The following is a 12212-nucleotide window of genomic DNA, read 5'->3' as shown; positions in this document are numbered from 1 at the left end:
TCAAGAGTACCTTACGATGCTGGGCCGGCAACGTCAAGGGGTGTCGACCCGGGACTTTCTGGAGGGCCTCTCGGTTAGAACCCAGGGGGGTGGGGACGCCTCGTTTCGGGGGTGTGGAGCGATGCCCCCAGTCGGTGAAAGTAACATTGGCAGTCGGCGAGGGTGCCTAGAGACATGACCCGGAAGTTCTGGAAGCATGACCCGGCCGTTCTTGGCTTGATCCACCGCGCGAACGGGGCATAGAGTTTGCGCGGAGGCAGGAAGATGACTGGTTCCACACCACTCCGGGCAACCTTCCAGCGCCTGCGGAAGGCTGCTCCCTATGTCCTGGCTCTGGCTCTCCTCGCCGGGTTGGCCGTGCGTGTGGTCACACCGCACAGCCATGACGCCGGCCTGGCCCATGACTTCGCCTGTGTCGCCTGCCGCGTTCTCGTCACCGTGCTCGACCTGCCGGCGGCCTCCAGCGCGCTTCTCGGCAGCGTTCCTGAGATCCCCGAGATCCAAGGGCTCGAGCCCCTGATCTGCACCCTCGAGACCCGAGTTCCCAGCCCTCAGAGCCGCCGCGGTCCTCCCTCCGCCTGAAACTCCTGCGAAGCCGTTCCCGAGCGGCGGGCGTCATTTCGCCCGTCGCCAAGGGTCTTTCTCGGTGGCACCCCCTGGTGCGACACCGAAGGCTCGAGTTTCACGGAGGGTCGCGGATGTCCCGTCGGATCTTGTCTCTGGCGTGCGCCGGGCTCTGCGCCATGCTCCCTGAGCTGGCGCGAGCAGGCGTCACCAACCCCGATATCTCGGTCGTCGGACAACCCTTCTTCGCTGTCACCGACGACCCGAACAATCTCGACCGGAACCGTCTGGTACCGGACCTCGGCGAGGTCGAGCTCGTTTTCGAGGCGTACTTGAATCCCTATGCCCGCGGCTATCTCCGGCCCACGATCGGCGAGGAGGGGTTGGAGGTCGAGGAGGGTTATTTCCATCTCCTCCGCGGTCTGCCCCTCGGATTCTCGCTCCGGGGCGGGCAGTATCGCGTCGGCTTCGGACGTCTCAATCAGATGCACCCGCACATGCTGCCTTTCGCCGAGCGCTTCGGCGTCATGGCGGCCTACCTTCCCGGCGAGGAAGCGGTGATCGAGATCGGCGCGTCCGTTTCGAACCGCATCCCGATCCACGGGGATTTCTCCGTCGACCTGGCCGCAGACTGGTTGCGAGGCGACTCCTTCCGGATCCAGCGCGAGCCGAGCACGGATCCCGCCGATCCGCTCAACACCGGCGGCGACGACCACGCCGGCGAGCACCGGCCCGCCTACAACGGCCGTCTCACGGGATTCGCCATGCTGGGCGAGCAGTCGGCGTTGGAATTCGGACTCTCCGGCCTGGGGGGAACGAACAACGTGGCGGCGGGCACGACCACGCAAGTCTACGGCGCCGACCTGAAGGCGAAGCTCTGGACCTCGCCGCGGGCGTATCTGGTGCTGCAGGCGGAGGGGCTCGTGCTCGAACGCGAGGACGCCGCCTGGGACTCTGCGTCCGCCGGCTACACCAGCACACGGGTGCGGCCGGTGGGCGGCTCCATGTACGCCAACTACAACTTCGCGCTGCGCTACAACGTCGGCGCTTCCTATGAGCAGTACCAAGAACCGGAGCCCGACAAGCCCTGGAGCCAGAGCGTCGGCGCCTTCGCCGGCTATTCGCTGCTCGAGGAAACCACGGTGTTCGCCGCCGACTGGCGCCGTTTCATTCCCGAGACGGGAGACGCGGTTGACACCTTCACGTTGCGGGTCATCTTCTCGATGGGTCCGCACAAGGCCCATCAGTTCTAGTCATGAGGAGAACGATCATGAGCTTGAATCACTCCAGGCGCCGCGGGAACCCCGAGGGGAACCGCTGTAGCCACTCTTGGCACCTCGGATTCGTCCTCATCGTCGGAGTGCTGGTGTGCTTCGCCGCCGGCCCGGCGGCTGCGAAGGTTCTCGTCGCGGCCTCGACCACCGATCTCGCCTCCATCGCCTCCAGCGTGGGCGGGGATCTGGTCGAGGTCGTTGCGATAGGACGCCCGAACGCGGACCCGCACCGCGTCGAGGTTCTGCCTTCTTATATGGTGCGGGTGTCACGGGCGCGCATCTATCTCAAGGTGGGGCTGTGGCTGGATCAGTGGGCGGACCAGATCATCGACGGCTCGCACAACAATGACCTGGTCATCGTGGATTGTTCCCGCGGTATTCCTGTCCTGGAAAAACCCACCGGCAAGGTGGACGCCTCGATGGGCGACGTGCACCCCGACGGCAACCCGCACTACTGGCTCGACCCGCGCAATGGGAGCATCGTGGCGCACACGATCGCCGAGGCATTGTCGCGTTTCGATCCGGCGCACGCCAGCGAGTACGCGGCAGGGAGTGAGCGCTTCGCCAAGGAAATGGAAGCGTTAGTGCAGCATGGCGAGCGGGCCCTGGCGGGGATCCCGAGCCGCGACATCATCACCTTCCATCGTTCCTGGAGCTACTTCGCCAATACCTTCGGCCTGAATGTGGTGTCGACGATGGAGCCCATCCCGGGCATCCCACCGACCGGAAAGCACTTGCAGGACCTGGTCAGCGTCATCAAGGAGCGCAAGGTGACGGTGGCGCTGCAGGAGCCGTACTTCTCCGAGGACGCCGGCAAGTTCCTGGCCCGTGAGACAGGAATTCGCATCGTCAGGATCGCCGCCGCCTGCGACGACACCGCCGCCGGCAGCTACGCCTCGCATTTCGAGGCGCTCTTCGCCCTTCTGTCGGGCAACGCCGCGGCGGGGCAGCCATGAGTCGTTGAAGAAAGGTGGGACGATGGAAGCGCTCGGCATGCCGTTCTTCCGTACTGCGCTTTTCGCCATCCTGGTCCTCGGGGGCATCCATGCCTATCTGGGGTTCCACGTCGTGCGGCGAGGGGTCATCTTCGTGGATCTGGCGCTGGCGCAGATGGCGGCGCTCGGTGTGGCCTTGGCAGTCGCCGTCGAGCACCACGAGGATCCGGTGGCGGCCTACTCGCTCCCGCTGGCCATGACGCTGGTCGGGGCGGCGTGTTTCGCGTGGCTGCGCAGCCAGGAACGGCGCGTCCCTCTGGAGGCGTTCATCGGCATCGTCTTCGCCACCGCTCAGGCCGCGGTGTTCCTGGTCCTAGAGAAGAGCCCATCGGGGCCGGAGCACCTGAAGGAAACCCTCGTCGGCACGCTCTACACCGTGGATCCGCGGCACCTGCTGCAAACGGCCATGTTGTACGCGGTGATCGGTGGCGCGCACCTCCTCCTGCGCCGGCCGTTCTTCGAGATCACCAACGATCCCGAAGGCGCACGTGTCCGCGGCCGCCGGTTGTTCCTCTGGGACTTCGTCTTCTATGCTCTCTTTGGCGTCGTGGTCACGTCCTCGGTGCGGATTGCAGGCGTGCTGCTGGTCTTCGGACTCCTGGTCATTCCGGCGGTGGCCGGTTTGTTGACCACAGGACGCACGCTCCCGGCACTCGCCATGGGCTGGAGCTTCGCGTTCGTTGCCAGCTTCGCCGGTCTCCTGGCCTCCCTGCGCTGGGACATGCCGGCAGCGCCGAGCATCCTCATCTCGCTCACGTTGTTCCTGGGTCTCCATGGCATCGTGCTCCGACTGCGAAGGGGTTGAGGGCGCAGCGCTTGTGAGGGGCACCGAAAGTGGCGGAAGAAGACCTGGACACATTACGAGAGCGCATTCGGGAGCTCGATCTGCATCTCGTGGCGCTGGTGGCGGAGCGCGTGGGGTTGGCCAGGCAGGTGGGGGAGCTCAAGCGCCTGCAGAAGCGTGCGACGGTGGACTACGCGCAAGAGAGAGTGGTGCTGGAGCGCGCCCGTGCCGCTGCCGCCCAGCGTGGGCTCGATCCGGCGGTGGCGGAGGATCTCCTGGCGGGGCTCATCCGCGCCTCGGTGACCGCGCAGGATGCGGACAGTTTGCGCCTTGCCGCCGTGGGCGCGGGCAAGAGCGCCGTGGTGGTCGGCGGTGCCGGCCGCATGGGCCGCTGGTTCGCCCGCTTCCTCTCGGCGCAGGGCTACACCACCGGTTCCCTCGATCCGGCGGCGGCGCCGGAAGAAAACGACTGGGCCCATCAGGCATTGCCCGCAGCGGAGCTCGTCGTTTGTTCCACGCCACCGGCAGCCACCGCGGCGCTGTACGCCGATTGGGTCAGGAAGCCGCCCGCCGGAGTGGTGGTCGACATCGCCAGCATCAAGACACCGCTCCTCGAGCCGATCCGCGCTCTCCAGCGGGCCGGCGGCCGCGTCGCCTCGATCCATCCGATGTTCGGACCCAGCATCTTCCTGCTGCGCGATGCCGACCTGGTGATCTGCGACACCGGCGATCGTGAAGCGGCGGCGGCGGTGGAGCGACTCTTCCAGCCCACCACGGCCCACCTCGTGCACCTGCCGCTCGCCGACCACGACCGCGTCATGGCAGATCTCTTGAGCCTCGCACATGCCACAGCCATCGCCTTCGCCCTCACCTTGCCGGAAACCGAGCATCCGGTGCGCAGCACGACCTTCCAAGCTCTCGAGTCGCTCGCGGCCGCCGTCGTGCGCGAGAGCCCGGATGTCTACTACGAGATCCAAACGATGAATCCGCACTCGGCGGAGGCGCTCGAACGGCTGCGGTCGGCGCTGGATCGCATCGTCGGCGCGGTGGCAGCTCGCGACGCGGGCGGCTTCCGTGCTCTGCTCGAGGAAGGGCAGCGGCGGACGGTGGTGGAGCGACCCTCGCGGCCGGCTGCAACCTAGAAGCCCCCACCGGCGTCTTCACAGAGGTAGGAGGCCAGGAGAGGGCCGCCTTCCTCCTGAGGCCTCTGAATGCCGCAGGATTCCGCGGCACCGGTCCGGCGAGTATCATGGAGGACGCCCCGCCGGCCTTGGCAGCCACTTGTGTGGGGCTCCGGAAGAATCGGGCCCGGCCGCTTGTTGGGGAAAGAGGGGGAGGACACCATGCGGTCCCGGCGGACAGGGCTGTCACGGGGATCCCGACTCTGGGCTGCCCTCGCCGTCGCGGCAGCCACTCTCCTCGTTGCGGCAGAAGCTCTCCTCCTCGCGGCTCCGGTCCGAGCCGCCGACAGCCCCGAAACGCCCTGCGCTGCCTGCCGGTTGTGGGACACTGCCATGGCGGGTGTGCCGGTGGACGCGGTGACCTTCGAAGCCGAGGAGATCCCCGACGGCGTGCTCCTGCGCGCCACTTCTCTCGATCCCCAGGTCCAGACCACGCTCTGGAACGCTTGCACGCAGCGTCAGCATTTGCTCGAGATGCTGCAGCGGCGCGAAGCTGTTCCGCTCTGTGCTCCGTGCCAGGCCAATCTGGACGCCTTCGCCTCCTTGCGGATCGACGCCCTGCGTCTCCCTGACGGCGTGTTGCTGCTGTACACCTCGACGGACCCCGAGGTCGTGCACCGGCTGCAAAGCATGGTGAGCGCCGCCAAACTGACCCTATAGGGAGTCCGCGAGCGCGACGCCCCCTCGCCTTTTCGCTTTGCTCGTCCCGGGCTACACTCGTACGCAATCACGGCACGGGTGGTGCGCATGGCTGTCTTCCGCTTCACACGCAAACGCACTCTGGTCCTGGCGGCGCTCGGGATCCTGCTCCCCACCGCGTTCCTCGCCTTCCTCAGCATCCGCCTGCAGCGGGAGATGTTCGGCTTCCAGAACCACATCCTCGAAGAGACGGCGCACTTCACCGCCGATCACGCCGTTTCCCAGGTGCAGGACCGGATTCGCGCCAAGGAGCGCGAAATCCACATGCACTTCCGCATGGTCGCGTTGCTGCAGCGTTTCGATCCCGCCACCGAGCTCGCACGGGTCGAGGCGACCTATCCCTACGTCGACCGCGCCTTTCTCCTGCGCCCTGACCGCAGCGTGGCCTTCTCGCAGCGAAGCGATGGGGATTCGCTGCGCGACCGCGCCGCCCGCATTCTCGACGAGGTTCTCGACTCGGACACCTTCGAACACCTGCTCGGCTCCACGGAGGCGCATTTCTTCCGCGGCCAGGAGGGCGGCGAGCCCTTCCACTTGACGGCGTTCGGTCTCTTCGATGCCAAGGGGCAGGCGTACGGCGTCGCCGGATTCTTCCTGCACTTGCCCTATGTCCGCGAGCGCTTCCTGGCCCATGTGCTCGAGGAGGCCATCGAGTCGGCGACGGAACGCTTCTCGCCGCGCTTCGGCCAAGACCTCGCCTTCGCCGTCTACGATCAGAGCGGCAGGCTCGTCTACCCGAGCGCCAGCGGTGACAAGCAACTCGGCGACCAGCCCGGGGAGTCGCTCGCCGAGGCCGAGCTCTGGGACGTGCTCCCGGGATGGACGGTGCGCCTGCACTACGCCAGCCCGAAGGGACCCAAGTACCAGCGCGACATCTGGCTGTCGAACACGCTGCTGCTCGCCGTCATGGGGGTCATCGCCATCGGCGGCATCCTGGTTTCCATGCGCTTCTTGCTCCGGCAGATGGAGCTCGCCCATCTCAAGTCGCACTTCGTCTCCAACATCACACACGAGCTGAAAACGCCGCTGGCGGCGATCCGCCTGTACACGGAGACACTGAAGGAAGGCCGTTTCCACGACGAACAGCAGGAGAAGAAATTCCTCGGCATCATCCACAAGGAAACGGTGCGGCTCACGCATCTGATCAACAATATTCTGGATTTCGCCCGCATCGAGCAGGGGAAGAAGCGCTACCATTTCGAGCCAGCGTCGGTGGGCGAGGTCGTGCGGGGCGTGCTGGATGCGTACGCATACCAGTTGCGGTCGAAGGGGTTCGAAGTGCAGCTGGAGGTGCAGCCCGATCTGCCGCCGGTGTGGCTGGATCGCGATGCCCTGAGTCAGGCGGTGCTCAACCTGCTCGACAACGCCATGAAATACTCGGCGATGAACAAGGGAATCGATGTGCACGTCCTGCGGGCGAACGGTAGCGGCGGGGAGAGCCACCGGGCCCGTCCCGGTGGAACCGCCGCGAGCGAGCCGGGTGGCGAGGATGGCGCCGTCCAGATCGTGGTGAGCGATCATGGCATCGGCATCGCGCCGCGTGAGCAATCTCGCGTCTTCGATGCTTTCTACCGCATCGAGAAAGGTCTCGAGCACGACGTGAAGGGCTCGGGCCTCGGTCTCGCGGTGGTGAAGCACGTCGTCGAAGCTCATGGGGGCACGGTGCGGCTGGAAAGCCGGCAAGGCGAGGGCAGCACTTTCACCCTGCGGCTCCCGGTGAACGGTGCTTCGCAGCGAGCAGCACAAGAGGCTCGGGATCACCAGGAGAGCAAGACATGAGCGCGACGAAACCGCTCATCCTGATCGTGGAGGACGAGGAGGACATGCTCCTCGGCCTGCAGCACAATTTGGAGTACGAGAGCTACCGGACGCTGACGGCTAGGAACGGCCGCGACGGCCTCGAGAAAGCGCTCACCGGCACCGCCGACCTGATCCTCCTCGACGTCATGCTGCCGGAGCTCAGCGGTTTCGACCTGCTGCGCGAGCTGCGCCGCCGCAAGGTCCGGACGCCGGTCATCTTGCTCACCTCCAAGAGCCTGGAGGCCGACAAGCTGAGCGGCTTCGCCCTGGGTGCCGACGACTACGTCACCAAGCCGTTCAGCATCCAAGAGCTCCTCGCCCGGGTGCGGGCGGTGCTGCAGCGCGCCCGGGCGCGGCCGGAGCCGGAGTCGATGTTCCACTTTGGCGACGTCGAAGTGGACTTCGTGGAACGGCGCCTGCGGCGCCACGGCGAGCCGGTGGCGCTGGCTCTCAAGGAGTTCGAGATCCTGCATCTACTGGTGCGCTATCAGGGGGAGCTGGTGACGCGGGAGCAGATGCTGCAGGAAGTCTGGGGATACGAGGACGGCAATCTGCCCGAAACGCGCACCGTGGACAACCATGTCGCCAAGCTCCGCACCAAGCTCGGCGCGGATTGCATCGAGACCGTTCCCAAGCTCGGGTATCGGTTTTTGGGCAAGGGCAAGGATCGCTCGCGTCCCAGGCCCTCCTTGGAAAGCCCACGGGAGGAAGCATGACGGCGGCGGCGCACCCGGGCCTCCAGGCCCAGTACGAAGCGCTGCGCCGGCACGCCGGCCTCCTCGATCTCACGGCGCGCGGCAAGCTGCGCCTGGGCGGCGCCGACCGCGGTCGCTTCCTCAACGATCTCTTGACGAACGACATCCTAGTACTGCGGCCGGGCCAAGGCTGCAACGCTCTCAAGGTGACGCTGCAGGGGAAGATGGAGGCGGCGCTCCGGATCCTCTGCTTCGAGGACGAGCTCTGGTGCGATCTGGACGCAGAGCCTCTGGCGGCGCTGCTCCGGACGCTGCGCATGCGCATCCTCCGCGCTGCGGTCACGGTGGAGGACACGAGCGCAGCCTGGGCGCTCTTCTCCTTGCAAGGGCCCGAGGCGGTGGCGGTGCTCGAGAAGTTGGGCGTGAGCGCTGGCGGGCTCGGCGAGTTGCATCGCCACGCCGGAACCGTGCTCGCCGGCATCGAAGTGCATCTCGTGCGCAGCGATCACACCGGCGAGGGTGGCTACGATGTCTGGGTGCCGGAGGCCGCCGCGGGCAGCTTGCGCGCCGCGTTGCTCGAAGCGGGGGCCGTGCCCGTGGGCCCGGAAGCGCTCGAGGTCCGCCGCATCGAGGCGGGCATCCCCCGGCAGGGGGTCGAGATCACCACGGAGCGTTTCCCCCAGGAAGCGGGGCTCGAGGCCGGCTGGATCAGCTACACCAAGGGCTGCTTCTTTGGCCAGGAGACGATCGCACGGCTGCATCACCTCGGGCACGTGAACCGCCACCTGTGCGGCGTCTGCCTCGATGCCGACTCGGCGCGATCGTTCGGTGACGCACAGCTCCTGGATGCAGCGAACGCCGGCGAAGCGTTGCCACGGCCGGGGTCAGTTGTCGTGGTCGACGGCAAGGAGGTGGGTATGGTGACGAGCGCGGTGCGCTCCCTCGGTCTCGGAGTTCCGGTTGCCCTCGCCTACGTCCGTCGCGACTTCGCCCAGCCCGACACCGCGGTCCGCATCCAGGTCGGGGCCGCGTCCCTTCCCGGACGCATCGTGACGCTGCCGTTCCTTTGAATGCCAAGTGTGCCCAGCTCAAAGCAAGGTCGAGAGGCGTGTGTAGCCCGCGCGACTCACGGGGAGTTTCGTGCCGTCTTGCAGGATGGCGACGCGGCTGTCCTTGGCGTAGGGCTCGACGCGGGACAAGCGCTCGATGTGGAGCAGGTAGGAGCGGTGGATGCGGACGAAGCGCTTTGCATCGAGCTGCGTCTCCAGATTCGCCAGCGTTTCGTGTTTCATGTACTTCTTGCCGCCGCTGTGGAAGAGGACATAGTCGTCCTGAGCTTCGACGTAATCGATGTGCTCGACGCTGAGGATATGCACCCGCGCGCCGTCGCGGATGAGGATGCGCTCCAGGGGTCCTTGGGGGCGCGCCGCAGCCGCGAGGGCGGCGACCGGCAAACGTTCCTGCGCCTGGAGGCGCCGGCGTGCCTCTATGAGCGCCGCCGCCAAGCGCTCCTCGCCGAACGGCTTCAAGAGGTAGTCGACGGCGTGGACCTCGAAAGCGCGCAAGGCGTACTGATCGTAAGCGGTGACGAAGACGACGGCTACGTCACGGTCCAGGAGCTCGAGCACCTCGAAGCCGTTCAGCTTCGGCATCTGGATGTCCAGGAAGACGAGGTCCGGCTGCAGCTCGCTCACCGCCTTCACCGCCTCGAAGCCGTTGGCACACTCGCCGGCGACTTCGATGTCCGCGTGCGTGGCGAGCAGCTCGCGCAGCACGGTCCGCGCCAGCTCCTCGTCGTCCACCAGGAGGGCGCGCAGGCGGGTGCGTGTCTCGCTCACAACTCCACCCCGGGTGTGAGGGTCGCGGGATCCAGTTCCAAGGGTAGCGTGATCTCGGTACGGAAGCACTCGGCGTTCTCGCTGGTGCTGAGCGTGGCACGTCCGCCGTAGGAAAGACGCAGGCGCTTGCGCACGTTCTCGATTCCCGTGCCCGAGCCGGCACGGCGCGGAGTCTCGGGGTCGATGGAGTTCTCCACTGCCAGGATCAGTGCGGCGCCGTTTCGGCGCACCTCGAGGCGCACGAAGCCACCGTTCACGAGATTCGCGATGCCATGGGTGATGCTGTTCTCCACCAGCGGCTGCAGGAGTAGGCTGGGTACGGCCAGGGCCTCGAGACCGGGCTCGATGCGGAACTCCGGGCGCAAGCGCTCGCCGAAGCGCAACGCTTCTACTCCTAGGTATTCCCGCACCAACGCCAGCTCCTGCTCGAGCGGGATCGTCGCCTGGGCTCCCACCTGCAGGCTCGTGCGCAGGAGGTCCGAGAGCAGCACGCACATTTGCCGCGCTTTCTTCGGATCCACCGAGACGAGGGCGTTGATCGAATTCAGGCTGTTGAAGAGGAAGTGCGGATCGAGCTGCGCGCGCAGCGCGCGCAGCTCCGCATCCCGGGCCAGTACTTGCAGCTCGAGGCCGGTGCGTTCGGCGCGGCGGGAGGCTTCGAAGGCCAGAAGAATGTAGTGCACCGCGGCGGCGAAGAGGAAAACGAGCACGCCGGCGAAAAAGAGCAGCGGGTTGCGCATCTCGATCCGGCTCACCGAATCGGCGAATGCGGGAGCGAGGACGGAAGCCCAGATGCGTCCGAGAAGTAGCCAGAGCGCGCTCGAGGCGGCGGCAGCGCCGACGTGCGCCACAGCGAGGCGTACGGCGTGTTCTCGCCGCAGTGGCAGCGCCCGGCACAGATACCAGGTGGCGAGGGACAAGGAGGCATGAATGAGGGCGAGCGGCAACGCGACGAGCAGCGCCTCGCCCCAAGAGATGCCGGCCTGCTGCACGAAGGCTGCGGCGAGGAGGCCACCGAGCGGCAGCCAGCCCCCCAGGTAGAGGGCGAGAAAACGTGGGTTGGCGAGGATCGGGCTCACTGGCGAGCCTCAGTTATTCACTTCGATGCCGCCCATGACGACGAGGCCGCGCAACACGAGGCGCTGCGTCGTGTTTCCGGTGGGGGGCTTCGTGTTGTCCTCGTAAGCGCCCATGAAGGGGTTCACCTGGCAGACCACGGTCCAGTCGGCGGGCACTTTGATGTCGATGCCGCCCCAGAAGGCGAAGACATCCAGCACGGCCTCGCCGTCCTTGATCTTGGCCTGGGTCAAGTCGGCATCGACGCCACCCATGATGGCGGTCAGCTCACCACCGCGGAAGTCCGGCGAGTTGCTCTTGCGATCGGCGCCGCTCCAGATGCAGAACGCCGTGATCGTCGACACCGTATCGCCCGGAGGGGCTGGGCGCTCGTGGCGCCTCCAAGTGCGCCAGAGCACCGAGGCGCCGGCGAGGATGAGAAGGAGCGGCCAGAAGTCCCAGAAGGCGAAGGGGATGGCGTTCAGGTTCCACGCCAGGATCCAGGCCCCCACCAGGATCCAGAGCGCCGCGCCGAGGCGGCCGGGCGTGGTGGAATGTTGACCCAGCTTGACCAAGCCGACGCCGATCAGCAACAAGGGCCAGAAGTCCGTGAAGCGATCAATGTCCACCCGTCCCAAGTTGTCGAGCATGTACAAGATGCCGACGACGATGATGAAGAGACCCAGGACGAATTGAGGTGTGAGCCAGCCACTACGAGTGGAGTTCATCGGGAGCCTCCCTCGCTGGGCGGAGCGGTGCTGCCGCGCACCGCCTTCCACACCATCGACAAGCCGACCAGGACGACCAGGAGCGGCCAGGAATCATGATACGTGAGACCCCAGATTTCCCACTCGTTGACGAAGAGCCAGAGGCCGATGGCGATCAGCCAGAGTCCGCTACCGCGATTCGGGCTGTCGATCATCCGAACCACGCCGAAGATCACGATGAAGAGCGGCCATGCATCCCAGGTGAAGCGGAAGTCGACGAGCCGCAGGTTCGCCAGCAAGAAGAGCACACCCAGCAACATCAGGGCGACACCCGTGGCCAGGCCACGCCGGCCGCGGTGACGGGGTTGCCCGCCCAGAACGGCGCCCGCCGTCAGTTGCACGTGTGGGTTAGACGTCTTCACCCCGACGAAATGGGGATTGTTCTCGTCACTCATGGCGTGACCCTCCTTCATTCACGACAGGGTGAGAACCTGGACCGCGATCCGGACCATTGCGGCGAAGAGCGCGCCCGCGACCCCGAGCACGTCGTGCAGCAAGCCCGAGTGTGCGGCGGCGAAGAAGAGAACCACGCCGCAGAGGCTGGCTCCCGCGATCAGCG

General features: G+C 66.5%; 13 protein-coding genes. 9 read left to right on the top strand and 4 right to left on the bottom strand.

Features of this window, described 5'->3' with window-relative positions; translation table 11 throughout:
• Window positions 1-264 precede the first annotated feature (264 nt).
• From VFE28_12205 to VFE28_12165, 9 genes are all read left to right on the top strand, one after another.
• Window positions 265-582: a hypothetical protein gene (locus VFE28_12205; protein HZM16755.1), complete on the top strand. Its 318-nt coding sequence runs from the start codon at window positions 265-267 to the stop codon at window positions 580-582.
• Between the two features lie 116 nt (window positions 583-698).
• Window positions 699-1817: a hypothetical protein gene (locus VFE28_12200; protein ID HZM16754.1), complete on the top strand. Its 1119-nt coding sequence runs from the start codon at window positions 699-701 to the stop codon at window positions 1815-1817.
• Between the two features lie 17 nt (window positions 1818-1834).
• Entirely contained in the window at window positions 1835-2794 is a 960-nt protein-coding gene (locus VFE28_12195) for a metal ABC transporter substrate-binding protein (protein ID HZM16753.1), read from the top strand.
• Between the two features lie 22 nt (window positions 2795-2816).
• Window positions 2817-3638 carry a metal ABC transporter permease gene (locus VFE28_12190; GenBank protein ID HZM16752.1) on the top strand — a complete coding sequence of 274 codons (822 nt, stop codon included), beginning with the start codon at window positions 2817-2819 and terminating at the stop codon, window positions 3636-3638.
• A gap of 29 nt (window positions 3639-3667) precedes the next feature.
• Window positions 3668-4759 (top strand): prephenate dehydrogenase/arogenate dehydrogenase family protein, encoded by a 1092-nt coding sequence (locus tag VFE28_12185; protein ID HZM16751.1) that lies wholly within the window; start codon window positions 3668-3670, stop codon window positions 4757-4759.
• A 201-nt stretch (window positions 4760-4960) separates the two neighbouring features.
• Window positions 4961-5458: a hypothetical protein gene (locus VFE28_12180; GenBank protein HZM16750.1), complete on the top strand. Its 498-nt coding sequence runs from the start codon at window positions 4961-4963 to the stop codon at window positions 5456-5458.
• An 87-nt stretch (window positions 5459-5545) separates the two neighbouring features.
• Window positions 5546-7276, top strand: a complete 1731-nt coding sequence (locus tag VFE28_12175) for a HAMP domain-containing sensor histidine kinase (protein ID HZM16749.1) — start codon at window positions 5546-5548, stop codon at window positions 7274-7276.
• On the top strand, window positions 7273-8013 hold the full coding sequence (locus tag VFE28_12170; GenBank protein ID HZM16748.1) for a response regulator transcription factor: 741 nt from the start codon (window positions 7273-7275) through the stop codon (window positions 8011-8013). Before VFE28_12175 ends, VFE28_12170 begins: the two co-directional genes overlap by 4 nt.
• A complete protein-coding gene (locus tag VFE28_12165) occupies window positions 8010-9062 on the top strand; it encodes a glycine cleavage T C-terminal barrel domain-containing protein (protein ID HZM16747.1) in 1053 nt (350 codons plus the stop codon). The genes VFE28_12170 and VFE28_12165 overlap by 4 nt, the downstream gene beginning before the upstream one ends.
• Before the next feature lie 18 nt (window positions 9063-9080).
• Here VFE28_12165 and VFE28_12160 read toward each other — a convergent pair whose 3' ends face one another.
• Genes VFE28_12160 through VFE28_12145 form a run of 4 tightly spaced genes read right to left on the bottom strand, consistent with a single transcriptional unit; the run spans window position 9081 to window position 12048 of the window.
• Window positions 9081-9830, bottom strand: coding sequence for a response regulator (locus tag VFE28_12160; GenBank protein HZM16746.1), 750 nt, complete (start codon window positions 9828-9830; stop codon window positions 9081-9083).
• A complete protein-coding gene (locus tag VFE28_12155; protein HZM16745.1) occupies window positions 9827-10909 on the bottom strand; it encodes a histidine kinase in 1083 nt (360 codons plus the stop codon). The genes VFE28_12160 and VFE28_12155 overlap by 4 nt, the downstream gene beginning before the upstream one ends.
• Window positions 10910-10918: 9 nt before the next feature.
• Window positions 10919-11614 (bottom strand): DUF5668 domain-containing protein, encoded by a 696-nt coding sequence (locus tag VFE28_12150; GenBank protein HZM16744.1) that lies wholly within the window; start codon window positions 11612-11614, stop codon window positions 10919-10921.
• On the bottom strand, window positions 11611-12048 hold the full coding sequence (locus VFE28_12145) for a DUF5668 domain-containing protein (protein ID HZM16743.1): 438 nt from the start codon (window positions 12046-12048) through the stop codon (window positions 11611-11613). The genes VFE28_12150 and VFE28_12145 overlap by 4 nt, the downstream gene beginning before the upstream one ends.
• Window positions 12049-12212 lie beyond the last annotated feature (164 nt).

It is taken from the genome of Candidatus Krumholzibacteriia bacterium, assembly GCA_035649275.1.
Classification (GTDB): Bacteria; Krumholzibacteriota; Krumholzibacteriia.
This window is presented reverse-complemented; position numbering and strand designations above follow the sequence as displayed.